The organism is Roseovarius sp., assembly GCF_018066915.1.
GTDB lineage: Bacteria > Pseudomonadota > Alphaproteobacteria > Rhodobacterales > Rhodobacteraceae > Roseovarius.
In genome coordinates this window covers 1-18,683 of sequence record NZ_JAGPVV010000303.1, presented here as the reverse complement: position 1 = coordinate 18,683, position 18,683 = coordinate 1, and the positions used below count along the sequence as shown (strand labels likewise).

The 18,683-nt window shown below is 61.7% G+C and carries 16 protein-coding genes; 14 read left to right on the top strand and 2 right to left on the bottom strand.

Annotation, left to right across the window (positions count from 1 at the left end; genetic code table 11):
* The 8 genes from KBT70_RS16910 to KBT70_RS16875 all read left to right on the top strand — a co-directional run.
* On the top strand, positions 1-1,055 hold a 1,055-nt coding region (locus tag KBT70_RS16910), incomplete at its 5' end, for a potassium transporter TrkG (RefSeq protein WP_296636868.1).
* A 145-nt stretch (positions 1,056-1,200) separates the two neighbouring features.
* Positions 1,201-1,440, top strand: a complete 240-nt coding sequence (hfq, locus tag KBT70_RS16905; RefSeq protein WP_037244346.1) for an RNA chaperone Hfq — start codon at positions 1,201-1,203, stop codon at positions 1,438-1,440.
* The gene (hflX, locus tag KBT70_RS16900) at positions 1,440-2,714 is read left to right on the top strand and encodes a GTPase HflX (RefSeq protein ID WP_296636857.1); all 1,275 of its coding nucleotides are present in this window, start codon (positions 1,440-1,442) and stop codon (positions 2,712-2,714) included. Before hfq ends, hflX begins: the two co-directional genes overlap by 1 nt.
* A gap of 232 nt (positions 2,715-2,946) precedes the next feature.
* On the top strand, positions 2,947-4,368 hold the full coding sequence (locus KBT70_RS16895; protein WP_296636855.1) for a mannose-1-phosphate guanylyltransferase/mannose-6-phosphate isomerase: 1,422 nt from the start codon (positions 2,947-2,949) through the stop codon (positions 4,366-4,368).
* A gap of 254 nt (positions 4,369-4,622) precedes the next feature.
* Positions 4,623-5,732 carry a hypothetical protein gene (locus KBT70_RS16890; protein WP_296636852.1) on the top strand — a complete coding sequence of 370 codons (1,110 nt, stop codon included), beginning with the start codon at positions 4,623-4,625 and terminating at the stop codon, positions 5,730-5,732.
* 238 nt (positions 5,733-5,970) lie between these two features.
* On the top strand, positions 5,971-7,902 hold the full coding sequence (locus KBT70_RS16885) for a hypothetical protein (RefSeq protein WP_296636850.1): 1,932 nt from the start codon (positions 5,971-5,973) through the stop codon (positions 7,900-7,902).
* The gene (locus tag KBT70_RS16880) at positions 7,899-8,828 is read left to right on the top strand and encodes a hypothetical protein (RefSeq protein WP_296636846.1); all 930 of its coding nucleotides are present in this window, start codon (positions 7,899-7,901) and stop codon (positions 8,826-8,828) included. Before KBT70_RS16885 ends, KBT70_RS16880 begins: the two co-directional genes overlap by 4 nt.
* Before the next feature lie 157 nt (positions 8,829-8,985).
* The gene (locus tag KBT70_RS16875) at positions 8,986-9,747 is read left to right on the top strand and encodes a 6-hydroxymethylpterin diphosphokinase MptE-like protein (RefSeq protein ID WP_296636842.1); all 762 of its coding nucleotides are present in this window, start codon (positions 8,986-8,988) and stop codon (positions 9,745-9,747) included.
* Here KBT70_RS16875 and KBT70_RS16870 read toward each other — a convergent pair.
* Both KBT70_RS16870 and KBT70_RS16865 read right to left on the bottom strand, forming a co-directional pair.
* Positions 9,737-10,621 carry an SMP-30/gluconolactonase/LRE family protein gene (locus tag KBT70_RS16870; protein ID WP_296636835.1) on the bottom strand — a complete coding sequence of 295 codons (885 nt, stop codon included), beginning with the start codon at positions 10,619-10,621 and terminating at the stop codon, positions 9,737-9,739. The genes KBT70_RS16875 and KBT70_RS16870 overlap by 11 nt on opposite strands.
* Positions 10,622-10,629: 8 nt before the next feature.
* On the bottom strand, positions 10,630-11,397 hold the full coding sequence (locus KBT70_RS16865) for an SDR family oxidoreductase (RefSeq protein WP_296636831.1): 768 nt from the start codon (positions 11,395-11,397) through the stop codon (positions 10,630-10,632).
* A gap of 287 nt (positions 11,398-11,684) precedes the next feature.
* On the opposite strand from KBT70_RS16865, the gene KBT70_RS16860 reads away from it, so the two are divergent.
* The 6 genes from KBT70_RS16860 to KBT70_RS16835 all read left to right on the top strand — a co-directional run.
* Positions 11,685-12,647, top strand: a complete 963-nt coding sequence (locus tag KBT70_RS16860; RefSeq protein ID WP_296636827.1) for a glycosyltransferase — start codon at positions 11,685-11,687, stop codon at positions 12,645-12,647.
* The gene (locus KBT70_RS16855; protein WP_296636823.1) at positions 12,622-13,287 is read left to right on the top strand and encodes an acylneuraminate cytidylyltransferase family protein; all 666 of its coding nucleotides are present in this window, start codon (positions 12,622-12,624) and stop codon (positions 13,285-13,287) included. Before KBT70_RS16860 ends, KBT70_RS16855 begins: the two co-directional genes overlap by 26 nt.
* Positions 13,288-13,291: 4 nt before the next feature.
* Complete coding sequence (locus tag KBT70_RS16850; protein ID WP_296636818.1) at positions 13,292-14,218, top strand: phosphoglycerate dehydrogenase; 927 nt, start codon at positions 13,292-13,294, stop codon at positions 14,216-14,218.
* 68 nt (positions 14,219-14,286) lie between these two features.
* Positions 14,287-16,938, top strand: a complete 2,652-nt coding sequence (locus KBT70_RS16845) for a hypothetical protein (protein ID WP_296636814.1) — start codon at positions 14,287-14,289, stop codon at positions 16,936-16,938.
* 88 nt (positions 16,939-17,026) lie between these two features.
* Positions 17,027-18,142 (top strand): GDP-mannose 4,6-dehydratase, encoded by a 1,116-nt coding sequence (gene gmd / locus KBT70_RS16840; protein WP_296636809.1) that lies wholly within the window; start codon positions 17,027-17,029, stop codon positions 18,140-18,142.
* Positions 18,143-18,149: 7 nt separating this feature from the next.
* On the top strand, positions 18,150-18,683 hold a 534-nt coding region (locus KBT70_RS16835; RefSeq protein WP_296636805.1), incomplete at its 3' end, for a WcbI family polysaccharide biosynthesis putative acetyltransferase.

The following is an 18,683-nucleotide window of genomic DNA, read 5'->3' as shown; positions in this document are numbered from 1 at the left end:
ATCTTGGCGGTTTCGAGGTGACAGCGCGCGGCGAGCCGGGGCAGGACGAGACGGTTCTCGGTCGGTTCGAGCGGGCGACACCGGCCAAGCGACTGGCACAATCGACGCGGGTGCTCGCCCCGGTCTACATTGGCCTCACGGGCGCGCTCTGGATCTGCCTCTTGATCGGCGGCGAGCGGGCCTTTGTCGCTGCCGTGCACGCGATGTCGACCATGGCCACAAGCGGTATTTCCTCGATTGGCGGGTTGCAGAACGGCGCTTCGGGCTTTGCCGGGGAATTCGCGGTGTTCCTGTTTTTCTTCTTCGCACTGTCGCGGCTCACGTTTTCGTCGGACACGATCACCTCGGTGCGCCCCGGCTTGCGTAGCGACCCCGAATTCCGGCTGGGGGTGATGCTGCTGGTTGGGGTGCCACTCGTCCTTTTTCTGCGGCACTGGATCGCCACCTTGGGGGTTCAGGATTCCGACGATTGGCGGCTGGCGCTCCGGGCGCTCTGGGGGGCGGTGTTTACCGTGCTGTCGTTCCTCTCGACCACCGGATTCGAGAGCGCGGACTGGCAAGAGGCGCGCGATTGGTCGGGTCTCGGCACGCCGGGTCTGATCCTCTTGGGTCTGTCGCTGGTGGGCGGCGGGGTCGCCACCACCGCAGGCGGGGTCAAGCTTTTGCGGGTCTATGCGCTCTATCTGCATGCCCGGCGCGAATCCGAGCGTTTGGTGCATCCCTCGTCGGTGGGGCGCGCAACGGGGCTTGGTCGCCGCATCCGTCGTCAAGGGGCCTTTATCGCCTGGATCTTCTTCATGCTCTTTGCCATGTCCCTGACCTTTGTCACCGGCCTTTTGGCGATTGCCGGGCAGGGCTTCGACTCCGCGCTGATTCTGGCGATTTCCGGCCTGTCGACCACCGGACCACTGATCCTGACCGCGAGCGATACGCCCATTCGCCTGCTGGAACTGAGCGACGCGGCCAAGATGATCTACGCCATGGCCATGGTGCTTGGCCGGCTGGAAACACTGGCGCTGATCGCCCTGCTCAACCCGTCGATCTGGCGGGATTAGGGCCTCTTTGTTATCCCTGCCGCAGATTGGAACGATTTTATTTTTGGGCTGGAAAGTCTTGCACGGGCAAGACATACTCTGACCTGTATGCAAGACCCCTCGCGCCGGTTCGCGGTGCGCGCAATAAAAAAAGGCAGGAAGACGCATGGCTTCTGATCGACAAAATTTACAGGACGCATTTCTCAATCAGGTCCGCAAGACCAAGATTCCTGTGACGGTCTTTCTGATCAACGGGGTCAAGTTGCAGGGCGTGATCACTTGGTTCGACAATTTCTGCATCCTGCTGCGTCGGGATGGGCAATCGCAGTTGGTGTACAAGCACGCGGTGTCAACCATCATGCCGTCGCAGCCTGTCAACCTCTACGATGGTGACGAAGCCAATTGATGGACCATGATCGCCCGATAACCCGGGCTTGGGTCATCCACCCAGAAATCGACGGTGCCAACCGCGCCCGTGATCCTGCGCTCGCCTTGGAAGAGGCGGTGGCGCTCGCTCATGCTCTGCCCGATATCGAGGTGGTCGGCTCCGATCTGGTGCGCCTGCGCAAGCCGGACGCAGGAAGGCTCTTTGGCAAGGGCAAGCTGGAAGAGCTGCATCAAGCGATGGAGGCGGCCGAGGTCGAGCTGGTTCTGGTGGACGGGCCGGTCACGCCCGTGCAGCAGCGCAATCTTGAAAAGGCGTGGGGCGTCAAGCTCTTGGATCGCACCGGGCTGATCCTCGAAATTTTCAGCGATCGTGCCGCGACGCGCGAAGGCGTGTTGCAGGTGGAAATGGCGGCGCTCAGCTATCAGCGCACCCGCCTTGTGCGCGCATGGACCCACCTTGAGCGGCAGCGCGGCGGGCTCGGGTTCGTGGGTGGCCCCGGTGAGACTCAGATCGAGGCGGACCGCCGCGCGATTGACGATCAGCTTGTGCGCCTGCGCCGCCAATTGGAAAAGGTGGCCAAGACCCGCACCCTGCACCGCGCCGCCCGCGCCAAGGTGCCGTTTCCGGTGGTGGCGCTGGTCGGCTATACCAACGCGGGCAAATCCACGCTCTTCAATCGCCTGACCGGCGCGGATGTGATGGCCAAGGACATGCTCTTTGCCACGCTCGACCCGACCATGCGCCGCGTCAACCTGCCCGAAGGTGGACCAGAGGTGATCCTGTCCGACACCGTGGGCTTTATCAGCGATCTGCCGACCGAACTGGTCGCGGCGTTTCGTGCGACACTGGAAGAGGTGCTGTCGGCGGACCTCATTTGCCATGTGCGGGATATCTCGCATCCCGAAACCGTTTCGCAGGCGCGCGATGTGGCGACCATCCTCGAGAGTCTGGGCGTGACCAACAAGACGCCACAGATCGAAATCTGGAACAAGATCGACCGTTTGCCCGAGGATGCCCGCGCCGCCGCCGTGACCCAAGCGGCACGGCAAGAGAATGTCGTGGCGATTTCTGCCATTTCGGGGCAGGGGCTGAGCGATCTGGTCGCGGCCATCGGCGACAGGCTCTCGGATGTGACCCACCTGACGGATCTGCACCTGCGCTTTGCCGAGGGGCGCAAGCGCGCGTGGCTCTTTGAGAAAGAGCTGGTCGAATCCGAGACTCAGACCGAGGACGGCTTTGATCTGACCGTGCGCTGGACCGCACGGCAAGAGGCGCGGTTTCGCGCCTTGTGATGGCGGGCAGCCGCCGGGGTCGGGGTTCGCCCCCTGCTTCCTGTTTGCTGAACGGCGCAGATTTCGCCTGTGCCGAGAATATCGGCACATAACGCGGCGCAAAAGGCATTTTGCAAAACCCGGCCTCTTTCCATTTCCCGCGACAGCGCCTTGGGCCAAGTTTCGCCTTGATACAACGCGCCGGATTGGGGATACCTCGACTGATTTCAGTCGGGATTGAAAAGGATATCAGATGATTACTCCGGTTCTCCTTTGTGGTGGCTCCGGGACGCGGCTCTGGCCGTTGTCGCGCAAATCATATCCGAAACAATTTGTGGCGCTTTTGGGGGATGTGACACTGTTCCAAGCCTCGGCGCAGCGCCTCTCGGGGCCGCAGTTCACCGCCCCCATGGTGCTGACCAATGCCGATTTCCGGTTTATCGTGGGCGAGCAACTGGACGATATCGGGATCACTCCGGGCGCGGTGCTGATCGAGCCGTCGGGGCGCAATACGGCCCCTGCGGTTCTCGCGGCAGCCCTCTGGCAGGCGCGGCAAGACCCCGAGGCGCTGATGCTCGTGGCGCCCTCTGATCACGTGGTGCCCGATCCCGAGGCATTTCGTCAGGCCGTCGCGGCCGGTGTGGGGCCAGCGCAGGCAGGGCAACTCGTGACCTTCGGGATCAAACCCACCCATGCCGAAACCGGCTATGGGTATCTGGAACTTGATGGCGTGCCCGCCGATCTGGCACCGCGTCCCATCGGCCTCAAACGGTTCGTCGAAAAGCCGAATGCGCAGGCCGCAGCGGCGATGCTGGCCGAGGGCACATATCTCTGGAACGCCGGGATTTTCCTCTTCAAGGCGTCAACCATGCTCGACGCGTTCCGCGCCCATGCGCCGCAATTGCTGGCCCCGGTCGAAGCAGCGGTCCAGAAAACCAAGCCTGATCTCGGCTTTTACCGGCTCGACCCCGAGGCGTGGAATGGGGCCGAGGATATTTCCATCGACTATGCCGTGATGGAAAAGGCGAGCAACCTCACCGTTATTCCCTTTGCTGCCGGATGGTCGGATCTGGGGGGATGGGATGCGGTCTGGCGCGAAACCGGACCGGATGCGCGCGGCGTTGCGACCTCTGGGCATGCCACCGCGATTGATTGCGACAACACGCTTTTGCGGTCCGAGGATGCCGGGCTCGAGGTTGTGGGGATCGGGCTTGAGAATATCATCACGGTGGCCATGCCCGACGCCGTTCTGGTGGCGCATGTCAGCCGGGCGCAGGACGTCAAACAAGCGGTGGCAGCCCTCAAGGCCAAGGGGCGCAAGCAGGCCGAGAGCTTTCCCAAGGATCATCGCCCTTGGGGCTGGTTCGAGAGTCTGGTGATCGGCGAGCGGTTTCAGGTCAAGCGTATTCATGTTCATCCGGGTGCCGCGCTCAGCCTGCAGAGCCATCACCACCGCTCCGAGCATTGGATCGTGGTGGAAGGCACCGCCAAGGTGACAGTGGACGCGGAGGTCAAGCTCGTGTCCGAAAACCAATCGGTTTATATTCCCCTTGGCGCTGTGCACCGGATGGAAAATCCGGGCAAGGTGCCCATGGTGCTGATCGAGGTGCAGACAGGGACCTATCTGGGCGAGGATGACATCATCCGCTACGAGGATATTTACGCGCGCGGATGACAAGAAGAGTGTGGCAAGGCGCGGTGCGGTGTCGGGCGGCACGAGGGCGGCATGGTGCCAAACAGGCTTGATACAAAGGCCGGGTAGCTGGTAGCAGACAGTGAGACGCAGATTTCCACTATGAACAGCGGGCGGACGTATTGATGAAGACCAGCACAAAACGGGGCAGCCCACGTGTGAAGGCTGCGCCGCGTGCGCCGCGGTCCAAGGCTGCGTCCGCTCCAAAACCTGCTCCCAAGGTCACGGAAAAACAGGTGTCACACGCCTTGGCGTTCGTGACCGAGGACGTGGCACCCCCCGTCCAAGCCGCGCTCAACGCAGCCGGTTTCGAGGTGGCCCCCCTGCGCAAAGAGGCAATTGCAAAGGCGCTTGCCGCCGCAAAATCGCCCTGTGCCGTGGTGTGGAGCGATCCGGCCAATTGTCTTGCCACCGCCATCAAAGAGGGCACCGATATTGCTCAGGCAATTGAGGGATGGCGAGAGCGGGCCGAGGACGTGCTGGCGCTTGTGCGCAAAAACCGTCGCAAGCTCACGCTGATTGACGCGGATATGCTGACCGCGCCAGACACCGACCCCGTTTGGGATGTCCTGAGCAAGCGGCTCGACCTGCCAAAGGATCTCTTGCAACCCTCGTCCGAGGCGAACTCCCCAGCGGCGCTGTCTCTGACGGTGGCGCGCCTTGCTGTGCCGCAGATCGACAGCCTGCGAGAGCTTCTCGAAGAGCTGCGCGCCAGCGGGGTTTCCCCCCTGACCGAGGGCGTTGTGCTGTCAAATCTTGGCGCGGCGGCGGCGGCCTTTGCCGCGCTTCGCTCGCAGCAGGATGATCTGGCGCTGATGGCGGCGCAGGTCGGATTTCAGGTCGAAGAGGCGGCAGAGAGCAGCGAAGAGCGTGGCCTCTTGCAAAGTCAGGTGATGCTCCTCACCGGCGAGATGCAGCGGCTGAGTGACGTGGAAACCGCCTTGACCGCGCAAAGACTGGCGCATGATTGCGATCAAGAGGAAATGGACCTGTTCCGCGAACAGGTGCAGATTCAGGACAAAGAGTTCCAGAAGGTGGGTAAAGAGCGCACATCCCTGCAAGAGCAGTTGCGCCGTCTGACCCAAGAGATCGAGCGTCTGAGAGCGGCACAAACCGCGCTCGAGACCCGGCACCGCGCGGCGCTGCGCGACAAGGACCAGGCGTTGGCCAAATCCGTCCAAGACCTCGGGGATATGGCAACCGCGCGCAACGATCTGGAGGCGCAGAACGCCAAACTCGTGCGGGATGTCGAGGATCTGACCACCTTGCTGGCCATGGTCTACGAATCCACATCCTGGCGCGTCACGGCCCCGTTGCGGGGCGTCAAGCGCTTGGTGTCCAAGTAAGCCCGTTCCACGTTGGGTCGTGACCATACGGTCCCGTTGGTTTTGCGCGCGTGCCTGCCCCGCTTCGCCCTGCGGACCTATCGCCCATGACGCTCTGACGGGGGCGGCATTGGCACACGCGATTGGCGAGATAAAGATATGTTGAATCACGCGTGGGGATCACCATACTATCGCGCACCTACCAAGCGATTTCGCGTGCGAGATCAAGACAAAACAAGAGTGTCTGGGCGAAACTGGCATGAGTGAGCAACCTGTGATCAAGACCAAAGCACGCACGATCCTTCATGTCGGGGCAGGGGCGGGCAAACGTCTTGCAGAGTGGCAGTCGGGTGGCCCGGACAAGATCGTGCTGGTCGAGGCGGAACGCGCCGCAGCCGCGCGGCTCAGCCAGAAAGCTGCAACCGCACCGAATGTGCAGGTGGTGCAGGCGGCGCTTGGCACAGAGGCGGGCGATGCAGAGCTGTCTCTCTGGAATTTCTCGCGTTTGAACAGCCTGCAAGAGCCTACGCCAGACCTGCACGAACTCTTTCCGGGATTGATCCGCAAGGACCGTCAGATCGTTCCCGTGATCACGCCGGCAGACCTCTTTGCCATGATCGGCGACGTGGCCAGACCGCTGTCCGTCATCGTCGAGACGCCCGGTAACGAGATGGTCTTTTTGACAGCCTGCAAGGCCGACGGCGTGTTGGACCAGATAGATCAGCTCGAAATTCTCGCGCCGGAAGACGCGGTCTACAACGGCGCAGCACCCCGGGCCGAATTGGAGGCGTGGCTGGTTCACGAAGGGTTTGCTGTCACGGAGCGGGATAACGCGGACGCGGATTGGACCGTTCTGCACCTTGCAGCAGATCACAATGCCCGCGCCTTGTCCGAGGCCAAAGCCCGCATTGATGCGCTGACCAAGACCATTGTGGCGGGTGAAGCCACGCTGTCCGAAACGCAATCCGCGCTCAAAGCGGCCAAGGAACGGGCAGAGATGCTGGAGACCGCCTTGTCCGAGGCGCGTGCCGCGACCGACGCCAAGACCAAGGCACTGGCCGAACGCGACGCGGCGCTCAAGGCGGAAAAGGGGCGGTCCGAGGGGCTGCAAGCGGTGCTGACCGAGGCGCGAGCGGCGACAGAGACGAAATCAAGGGCGCTTGCGGAACGGGATGCAGCGTTGAAAGCGGCCAAGGAACGGGCCGAGGGTGTCGAGGCTGCCTTGTCCGAGGCGCGGGCCGCGACCGATGCCAAGACCAAGGCGCTGGCCGAGCGCGACGCGGCGCTCAAGGCGGCGCAGGAACGTGCGGCGGGGCTTGAGGCGGCGCTGACCGAGGCGCGGGCTGCGACAGAGGCGACATCAAGGACACTGGCGGACCGCGATGCAGCGCTGAAAGCGGCCAAGGAGCGGGCCGAAGGCGTCGAGGCTGCCTTGTCCGAGGCGCGTGCCGCGACCGACGCCAAGACCAAGGCACTGGCAGAGCGTGACGCGGCGCTCAAGGCGGAAAAGGGGCGGTCCGAGGGGCTGCAAGCGGTGCTGACCGAGGCGCGGGCAGCGACAGAGACGAAATCAAGGGCGCTGGCCGAGCGCGACGTGGCGCTCAAGTCGGCGCAGGATCGCGCGGCGGGGCTGGAGACTGTTCTGGCCGAGGAGAGGCTCGCAACCGAGGCCAAGGCCAAGACCCTCGCGGAACGCGATGCCGCACTCAAGGCCGCGCAGGAGCGTGCAGAGGGTCTCGAGGCTCTGCTGACCGAAGCGCGGGCCGCCACGGAGGCAAAGACCAAGGCACTGGCCGAGCGCGACGCGGCGATCAAGGCCGCTACCGACAAGGTCTCGGATCTTGAGGCGACAGTTGCGGATCTGGCCAAACAGCGGCACTCTGCCGAGCAAAAGCGCGACGAAGCCATGTCCACGCTGGATTTTCAGACCCGGTTTCAGGCGATGCTACAGGTTGACCTCGAGGCCTTGCGCGGACGTCTTGAGCAGAGCGAGACTCAGCGTCAGAGACAAGAGGAATTGCTGGGCAAGCTCACGTCAAAACTGTCGCTGGCCGCCGAGTATCTGCGGCACCTGCCACCGAGTGCTCAGGAAAGCCTGACATCGGCATCCAAGCCAGAGCTTGAGTCCCCCCGGCGGCGCAGTTCGGGGAAAAAACAGAAAACAAAGGCAGCGCAAGGGCGGGGTGCATGACGTCAGCGACCAATGCGCGGACGATCGCCGTCGAGATCGAGGCGGCGCTCGACATGCTGCAAGCCTACAAAGCCTCGGTGCCGCCCCTACCTGTCACCGACAGTTTTCCAAGCCTTCTCGATCAGTGCGAAGCGATGTGCCGCTCCTTTGCGGGGCCCGAGCCGATCCGGACCTTGCATCATTTTGCCTGTTCCGGTGGGACCTTGATTGCGAAATGCATCGCGGCCTTGCCCGGCGTGGTGCTCTTGAACGAGATTGACCCGCTCAGCGAAATTCATTTGCCTGCCAACCTGCGTGATCCGAAATTCGCGCCGACCGATCTTTTCGGGGCCTTGCTTTTGTCCCGGCGTCCGATCAATCCGGCCGTGATCACCGCCGGGTTTCGCGAGGCAACGCAGACCATTGTCGCGGGTTTGGCCCCCAGAGGGCAAAGTCTCGTCATTCGCGACCACGCACATTCACATTTCTGCACTCAGATTGATCCGAAAAATCGCCAAAGCCTCCACGAGATTTTGGCCGAAGGGCGTCATCCCCTGTTGTCGCTTGTCACCATGCGGCATCCCTTGGACAGCTTCCTGTCCTTGCATGCGAACGGATGGCTGCATTTTTCGCCGCCCACGCTGGCAACCTACTGTCAGCGCTACGTTGAGTTTCTGGATCGCCACGCGGATCTGGAGATTGTCAAATACGAAGACTTTGTGGCGGCCCCCGAACGCGTCCTCGCGCAGATTTGCCACTCCTTGGCGCTGCCCTTCCACGCCTCTGCCCTCGAGTTGTTTTCGATCATCCGCCTCTCAGGGGATAGTGGCCGCAAGGGCAGACAGATCGCCGAACGCCCGCGCCGCGAGGTTCCCGCCGACATTGCCGCGCAACGCGGGGGGCAGGACTATGAACAGTTATGCGCGCGTCTGGGCTATGACGCCTGAAACCTTTAAGGTGTCGGGACATGATGGGCAAAATCACCCCACGCGGATCAAGTTTGACCAGGCGCGCGGCCTGAATAACTATGAACCGGATGAGACCCGCCTAACCGACGGGTATGCCTTGGCAGATTGAGGACTGAATTTGGATTTGCGAAAGACAGTGCGCAGGAAACTTGGGCTTCTTGGCGGTGCGCGCCGGTCGACCGGGGCTACGCGCCAATCCGGGTTGGGCCAATTCCATAACCTCCACCAAGGCGAAAGCTGTGTGATTGTCTGCAATGGCCCCTCGCTCAACCGCATGGATCTGCGGTTTCTGCGCCAGCATACGGTGATCGGGCTGAACAAGATCCATCTCGGCCTCGAACAGTTCGGGTTCGAGCCGACCTATCTGGTGGCGGTCAATCCCAAGGTGGTCGAGCAGGCGCGCGATGCCATCGCGGCCTTGCCCGCCATCCGCTTTATCGGCGCGCGCGCCGCCGGGCATCTCGAGGAGGGGCCGCGCACCTTTCATGTGCCGATCCTGTCCCCACCCGTCACATTCTCGACCGACATCTGCAAAGGGCTGCGTGAGGGCGGCACCGTGACCCATGCCGCCCTCCAGATTGCCTATTACATGGGGTTTTCCAAGGTTGTGATCATCGGCATGGATCACCGGTTCACCTATCACGGCGCCCCGCACGAGGCGCATGTGATGGAGGGGCCAGACCCCAATCACTTCAGCCCCGAGTATTTTCGGGGGCAGGTGTGGGACAATCCCGACCTTGCGCGCTCAGAGGCCTCTTACACGGTTGCGCGAGAGGTTTATGAGGCGGCAGGGCGGCAGATCGTCGATGCAACTCTGGACGGGGCCTGTCCCGTCTTTGAAAAGGCCGATTACCGCACGGTTTTCGGCTTGCCGCCCAATCACGGGACTAGAGAATAACCTGATGTTCGGCTTGGCCACGATAGCCAAGCGCGTCCAGATCCACGGCAAAGGTCATACCCGCCTCCGGTGCCCCGGTCAGGGCGTTTGCATCCATCCCTTGTCTGGCGGTCGTGATGTGCAGCACGGATAGATCGTGGCCCCCAAATGCCGGGCAAGAGGCGTGCGGTGCTGGCACGCAAACCGCGCCCAGATACCGCGCCTCGGGATCATAGACCGCGACGCGGCTTGCCCCCCATTCCGCCAGCCAGAACCGCCCGTCGGCATCCATCACCGCCCCGTCGGGATTGCGCGCCTCTGCGCGCAGGTCAAGCCATGGCTCGGGCTCTCCCTTGCGCCATCCGTGGCTGGGATCAAGCCGCTGTCGATAGACAATCCGCCCCGGCGTGTCGGTGAAACAGGCAAAGCCTGCCGCGGCGTCAAAGCAGATGGCGTTTGGAATGGTGATCTTGTCGAAGAGGCACCGCATCTCGCCCCGGTAATAGCGCCAGATTGCCCCTGCCTCGGCCTCGGCCTTGTGGCCCATGGTGCCGATCCAGAATCCCCCCCAAGGATCGGCGCGCCCGTCATTCGGGCGCAACCGCCCCGCCGCGCAGTCGAGCGGTGCAATCGCGGTTGTGGCCCCCGAAGCAATCTCGAAACGCAACAGATGGTGGCTGGCCGCAATCAAGAGCGTGTCGGCATCAATCCAGCCCGCCGCAGAGACTGACGTATCAAAATGCCAAACCTGCTCCCCGGTGTCGTCGCGCGACAAGAGACGCCGCCCGGTGATATCGAACCAGAAAAACTGGTTTCGCTTTGGATGCCAGAACGCCCCTTCGCCCAAGTCGCAGAGGCGCCGGTCCATAACCTGAGCATGGGGCAGATCAAGCATCTGTCCGCTCATCCCGTCACAACCACGCCGCCGTCGATGACCAGCGCCTGACCGGTCATCATCCGGCTTGCGTCGGAGGCGAGGAACAGCGTGCCGCCGCTGATATCCTCTGGAACGAGGTGTTCTTTCAGGCATTGCTTGTCCAGATGCGCCGCAAGGTCGGTGGGCGTGGCCCAAAGTGCGCGTTGGCGCTCCGTCATCACCCAGCCGGGCACCAACGCATTGACCCGGATACGGTCGGGACCGAACTCGCGCGCAAGCGCGCGGGTCATGCCGGTGATCCCGGCATTTGACGTCACATAGGCGGGATAGCCCGCATTGCCCATCATATAGCTGATCGACGAGAAATTGATGATCGAACCGCCCCCTGCGGCCCGCATCTGACCGACGACGCCTTGGATGGCAAAGAAATAGGCAGAAAGATTAACAGCGAGGTTGGCATTCCAGCCCGCCTCATCCAGATCCTCGGTGCGGTGACGCTGATCATTCGCGGCATTGTTGACCAGAACCTGCACCGGCCCATGGGCCTCTTGCGCGGCCTTTAGCGCGCCATGCAGCGCCGCGCGATTCGTGATGTCACAGGGCAGATAGAGGGGCCGGACCCCATGACGGTCGGCGATGGCGTCACAAAAGGCTGTGGCATCAGAGCGTTGCACAAAGGCGACCCGTGCCCCTTGCGCGACAAAGGCCTCGGTCAGGGCGGCCCCGATTCCAGAGCCACCGCCGGTTATGAACACAGAGCGACCGTTCAACTCAGGATAGCAGGCATCGGACATCGCGCAGGTCACCTTGATTTTGTCGGATCAGGACTTTGTTGCTAACGTGCTCAGCCAAGGATGCAAGCTGGAATTTTGCCTCATTTTTGAGCACTCCCGCGCGGATTTCCGCGGATTCCGACCGTTGGCCCCTGTGCTCCGGGTAGACATATCAGCGCCGGTTCGGTAGAGGTCGGCAGGTATCGAAAGTTTTGCTCTGGTTGGTGTTCGTCTCTCGCCTATTTTTTTAAATTGTGCCGGCGTCCTTAAGTGCTGTGTGCTCTAGTAACTTGCATAGGATGGTTTTGATGCTTGCAAGCATTGTGATTAGAACATTGAACGAAGCGCAGCACCTCGACGATCTCCTTGTGATGATCGAAGCGCAGGTGACAGATGGTCTCGGGATAGAGGTGGTCCTGATCGACTCTGGCTCGACGGATGGAACGCTCGAGATTGCCGAGCGGCACGGCTGCCGGATCACCACGATCAAGAAGTCCGAATTCTCCTTTGGGCGGTCGTTGAACCGGGGATGCGATCACGCGACGGGCGATATCCTTGTGTTCATCTCCGGCCATTGCGTGCCGGTCGATGCGACCTGGCTGCAAACGCTCTGCCAGCCGCTGATCGACGGGGTGGCCTGCTATAGCTACGGACGCCAGATCGGGGATGACGACAGCAATTACAGCGAGCGTCGCATCTTTGCCAAATATTTCCCGGATCTCTCGGCGGTGCCGCAGGAGGGGTTCTTTTGCAACAATGCCAATTCGGCGCTCTTGCGCAGCGCATGGCAGAAGCATCCGTTCGACGAGGCCCTGACCGGGCTTGAGGATATGGAACTGGCCAAGCGACTGGTCAGTGCAGGCCACAAGATCGCCTATGTGGCCGAGGCACCTGTCTTCCATCACCATCAGGAAAGCTGGGCACAGGTCCGTCGGCGGTTCGAGCGCGAGGCGCTGGCGCTGCGCTCGATCATGCCAGAGGTGCATTTGTCGCGCCTCGACGTGCTGCACTATGTGATCCGCAGCGTGATGGGCGATTGGCGGGCGGCCGCGCTCAACAACATCCGCTCGACCAGCCGCATGGATATGCTGCGGTATCGCTGGAACCAGTATGTCGGGTCCTACAAGGGTAATCACGAACACCGGCTGTTGTCGCAACATGCCAAGGAACGTTTCTTCTTTCCACAAGTCAATGAAAAGGCCGCACAAGATGACTGGCTCAGGCCGCTGCGTCGCACTCCTCCCCATGAAAGCCAACAGTCAAAGAGTTAAGGGCAAGAATTTCCGTCCTCTGCACGGCAAACCGCTCTTTGCGTGGATACTGGATTCTCTTCTGGCGCTTGATGAAATTGATGAGGTGGTCATCAATACTGATGCCCGTCACATTCTTGCAGAGAATGGGCTGGTAGAGTCTGACCGCGTGCGAATCCGGGATCGCAAGCCAGAGTTGTGCGGCGATACGGTCTCGATGAATCTCATTCTGGCCGATGACATCGCCGCCGTAGAAGCGGAGACCTATCTGATGACCCATACGACCAACCCGATGCTGCGGCCGGAAACCATCCGCGCCGCTCTTAGGGCCTACCGGGCGGGGGTTGCGGATGGCACGGCGGATTCGCTCTTTACGGTCAACAAGATCCAGACGCGCTTTTACCGCGCCGATGCCAGCCCGGTGAATCATGATCCGGACAATCTGGTCCAGACACAGGATCTCGAGCCGTGGTTCGAAGAGAACTCAAACCTTTTCATCTTCTCGCGGGATAGCTTTGCCTCGACCAATGCACGGATCGGGCGCAAGCCGATCCTGCACGAGATGAACAAGATGGAAGCGGTCGATATCGACACTCCCGAAGACTGGGCCTTGGCCGAGGCGGTGGCCAGTCTGCAACTGCAACACCAAAAGACGGCGTGATACCATGAAAGACGTGCTAGTAACCTGCCCCCCCATGCTGGGTCAAATCGACCTTTTCATGGAGCCCGCAGCAGAAAAGGGCCTGCGCCTGCATCCGGCCAAGGTGACGCAAGTCATGACCGAAGCGGAACTCATGGACCTCTTGCCGGGCTATGATGGCTGGATCATCGGCGACGATCCCGCCACGCGGCAGGTTTTCTCGGCCGGCCGCGCCGGGCGCCTGCGGGCAGCGGTGAAATGGGGCATCGGTGTCGATAACGTGGATTTCGACGCCTGCAAGGATCTGGGAATTCCCATCATCAACACGCCGCAGATGTTCGGGGCAGAGGTGGCCGATGTGGCCACGGGGCTGGTGATCGGCCTCGCGCGTCAACTGTTCCTGATTGACCGGGGGGTGCGCGCAGGCGGATGGCCGAAACCGGCGGGCATCAGCCTCGCAGGGCGCACCGTGGGCGTGATCGGATTGGGCGACATCGGGCGCAATACGGTCACGCGGCTACAGGCCCTCGGGCTCAAGGCGATTGCCTATGATCCGGGCGTTGACGGCAACGCAGGGATTGCCGGGCTCGAGCGTGCGGCATGGCCGGACCGGGTAGGGGACTGCGATTTCCTTGTCTTCACCTGCGCGCTCAACAAGCACAATTTCCACATGCTCAACGCCGATGTGCTGGCGCGCTGCATGCCAGGCGTGCGCATCGTCAACGTGGCGCGTGGACCGTTGATCGACGAGGCGGCGCTCATTTCGGCCCTGCAATCGGGCCATGTTCATTCTGCGGCCTTGGATGTGTTCGAGATCGAGCCGCTGCCGATGGACAGCCCCCTGCGCAGCATGGAGCGCTGCATCTTTGGCTCGCACAACGGATCAAACACTGTCGATGCTGTCATCCGCGCCAGCCACACCGCCCTCGAGCGGCTGAGCGGCTTTTTTTAAGACGAGTCCATTTTCTGTTGCCATCAGATTGTCACAGCCCAAGCCCAGCGAAAGCACCGTGAGAACCAATGTCTAAAATCTTTCTTTACCCAGCCTTGATCACACCGGACGATGTCGACAACATCGTGTGTCGGCTGGCTTGGTATTTCAAACCTTACTTGACCAAGATTGACAGCATCCATTTCACAAGCCGCCGGTCCCTCGTAGATGCAGCGAAACTCGCGCCACAGCTTGATCCTCTGGTTGCCGGTGATCTCGCGGCGGTCAAGGCCAAGATCCACTTGCTGGACCACGAGGATTTCGCGGCCACGATTGCCGAGGCTGATCCCGCGCGGGATATCTTGCTGATCTGGGACGAGACAGCCGAGATCAATGCCCCCGACGCGGTAAAATCGGCGATCAAGACCTTGGGCGCAAAGCAGGGGCTCTATCGGGTCGATCCGCTGCGGACGCGCATGGAGGGGTCTTTCTATCTCTGGGCGGGGCTCAACCGGTATTCTGACCGCGAGGCCATGCTTGCGATGAACCATGCACGCATGCGCGCGATGGTGGCCGACATCGGTCAGCACGAAAAAGCCTATGTGTTTGGGAGTGGCCCAACGCTCAGCGACTTTGTCGAGGGGCACGACTTTAGCGATGGCCTGTGCGTCATTTCCAATTCCATCGTCAAGAACCGCGAAATCATCGCCGCAACGCGCCCGCGTATCATCACGGCGGCCGATCCGCTCTATCATGCTGGCTGCTCTGGCTACGCGGGGGCCTTTCGCGATGAGTTGGTCGAGGCCCTGCGCGAAACCGGGGCGTGGTTCATTTGTCCGATGCGCGACTTCGCGATTTATGACACCTTCCTGCCCGCCGACCTGCGACCGCGCATTATCGGTGTGCCATTCAACAAGGACGGCACGCCGCCAAGCGATCTGGCGGATACCTTCTATCTCAAGCCCTATCCGAACGTGCTGACACTGGCGCTCTTGCCGATTGCCGCCACCATCGCGCGCAAGATCGAGATCGTGGGGTGTGACGGGCGCAATCTGACCGATGACAGCTTTTTCTGGTCCCATGACAAGAAGGCGCAATTCAACGACAAGATGTCCGAGATACAGGCGGCGCATCCGGCGTTTTTTGCGATTGATTACAACGACTACTACACCGACCACTGCCGCGACGTCGAAGAGGTGCTGACCGCGCTCGAAGCGGCCGGACGGGTGATTGAAACTGTAACACCCTCGATGATCCCCGCGCTCCGCATGCGCGAGGCGCGCACGCCCGAGCCGTCTGGCTCTATGTCCGACATCGCGGTTTTTGCCATGATCGACCCGGACGCCAAGGACGATTGGGGTCATTTTCTGGCCTATGACAAGCGCGTGGCCGAGGGCTGCCATGATCTCGGCACCGAGTTCGCGCTCATCTGCCGCAAGGAACTTGATCCCAAGTTCTTTCCGGCCAACGCCGGGCTGGTTCTGCCGGTTTTCACGATCAACAGTTGGACCGTTGGCAACAAGTGGCCAAACACGATCAACGCCAATGTGCTCCAATTCGCCAAAGAGCTGGACGAGGCCTTTACCGCGCTCGAGGCGCGCTATCCAGTGGGGGCCATCTGCGTTTTCATGTATATCGGCAGCATCGAGGTTGCCGAGACGGTCGAGCATCTCTTGATGACGCGACCACGCTTCCGGGCGGTGATCAACCTGTTCTGGTCCTATAACTTTGATCAGAACACCCCGGCCTACAAATCTCAGTGGTATCGTGTGATCAAGCGGCTGGAGCGGTCGCCGCAGGTCTCTCTCATGCATTCCACCCCGCAGATTGCCGATGAGTTCAGTGCGGATTGGTCAGTCACTCTGCCGGTCTTGCCCCACCCAAGCACGACCTTTGGCGATGCGGCCGTGCATCATCTCGATGACATGCCCAAGCCAAGACCGGGCAAGCCGCTACGGGTTGTGTTTCCCGGTGGCACGCGCAAGGAAAAGGGCTTTGCTCTGGCGACGGGGGCCTGCGAATTGCTGGCCGGGTCGGCGGACCTCACGCTTGGGCTGCGCGCGCGCCTCGATCATGCGTCGGGCAAAGACCTCGAGCGCGCGTTGCAGCATCTGATCGCAGAGGTGGGGACCAAGGTCGAAATTCTCGATGATGATCTCTCGGACGATGAATTCATCGACATGATCCGCACGGCGGATATCGTCGTGATCCCCTATCTCTCGGACGCGTTTCGTCGGCGCACCTCGGGTATTCTGGTCGATGCCTTTCTTCTGGGCAAGCCGGTGGTCGTGCTCAAGAACACCTGGCTCTCGGATATCGTCGAGGCTGGGCATATCGGCCTTTGTGCCGATCCCGACCCGGTTTCCCTGGCCACGGCGGTGCGCGGCGTGGCGCAGCGCTATGCCGAGTTTCTGCCCGGCATCGCACGGGTGCGCAGCGACTATCGCGGCACCCATTCCTGGACGGCGCTGATCAAGAGCGTGGCCGAGGTGGCAGGCCTCGGTCTTGCGGCCCCGCAGAGCACCGCACCTGCGGACCTGCGCGGACCTGCGCCGGTTCAGGCGATTTCGCTCGCGGCACAGCTTCTTTGCGCGCCCGCAGATGCCCTGCGCCTGATCGAAACCGACGTGGCGGTCCAGGACCTCGTGGCGCGCACGCTGGATGGTTCTTTCCCTGATCGCAGGCTCAGCACGCATCTCGAGAAATGTATCGCCTTCGCGCGCAAGAAGACACGCGCATGAGGGGCGCGCTTGCGATGGTTCGCCCCCTGTGTTGTAACGCCCGGCGGTTTGGCGGGATGGTTCTACGGAATAACGGAGAGTTGACGGAATGAAGAAAGCGCTCATCACCGGGGTGACGGGGCAGGATGGCTCTTACCTTGCGGAGTTTCTGCTCGAAAAGGGCTATGAGGTGCATGGCATCAAGCGCCGCGCCTCGCTCTTCAACACCCAGCGGGTCGATCACATCTATCAGGACCCGCATGGCGGGCGGCAGAATTTCAAGCTGCATTACGGCGACCTGACCGATAGCTCGAACCTCACCCGCATCCTCAGCGAAGTGCAGCCCGACGAGGTCTATAACCTTGGCGCGCAATCCCATGTCGCCGTCAGCTTTGAGGCCCCCGAATATACCGCCGATGTCGATGCCATCGGCACGCTGCGCCTGCTCGAGGCGATCCGCTTTCTGGGGCTCGAGAACAAGACCCGCTTCTATCAGGCCTCCACCTCCGAGCTTTATGGCCTCGTGCAGGAAATCCCGCAGCGCGAGACAACCCCCTTTCACCCCCGCAGCCCCTATGCGGTGGCCAAGATGTATGCCTACTGGATCACGGTCAATTACCGCGAGGCTTACGGCATCTACGCCTGCAACGGCATCCTCTTCAACCACGAGAGCCCCCGGCGCGGCGAGACCTTCGTGACCCGCAAGATCACGCGCGGGCTGGCCAATATCGCGCAGGGGCTCGAGGATTGCCTCTACATGGGCAATATCGACAGCTTGCGCGACTGGGGCCATGCCAAGGATTACGTCCGCATGCAGTGGATGATGCTGCAACAAGAGGCGCCCGACGATTTCGTCATCGCCACCGGCGTGCAATATTCGGTGCGCGAGTTCATCACCTGGTCGGCGCGCGAATTGGGCATCACGCTCGCGTTCACCGGCACGGGCGTCGACGAGATTGCCACTGTCACGGCCGTGACCGGCGACATGGCCCCCGCCGTGACACCGGGGCAGGTGCTCATGCGCATCGACCCGCGCTATTTCCGCCCCGCCGAGGTCGAGACCCTGCTGGGCGATCCCACCAAGGCCAAGGAAAAACTGGGCTGGGTGCCCGAGATCACCGTGCAGGAAATGTGCGCCGAGATGGTGGCCGAAGACTTGAAGACCGCCCGGCGTCATGCCCTCTTGAAGGTGCATGGGCACGATGTGCCAATGAGCATGGAGTGACGGGCTGATGGCAACGCGGCTGCTTGTCTTCGCCAATTGCCAGTCAAATCCACTGGCGTCCACTTTGGGCGTCATGTCGCCGGACGTCGAGATCATTCGCTGTCCGCCTGTGCATACGATTCCAGCGGCCAAGACGGACTCCGTGTTCGACTTGCTGTCTCAGGCGGACATGATCGTGCATCAGCCCATTGGCCAAGGGTTCGGTCCGATATCTTCGGACGCGATCAAAGAGCGATTTCCGGAAAAACACTACGCGAGTTTTCCGTCGGTCTACTATGGGGGCGTCTTTCCGCAGCTTCGTTACCTGCGCCGTCCAGGCGGGGGCACATTGTCCGGTCCCCTGACCGACTATCACGACATGCGGATATTGAAGAGCTTTCTCGACGACATGCCCGTCGACGCCTGCGTTGAAAAGCTCGAGAATGACTGCTCTGATTATCAGGATCTCGTGACCGCTGCGAAACAGGAATCCTATGCGCGCGAGGTCGGGGTTGACGTGCCGGTGATGAAATGGGTGGAAGAGGCGCTGCAAGAGCGGCCT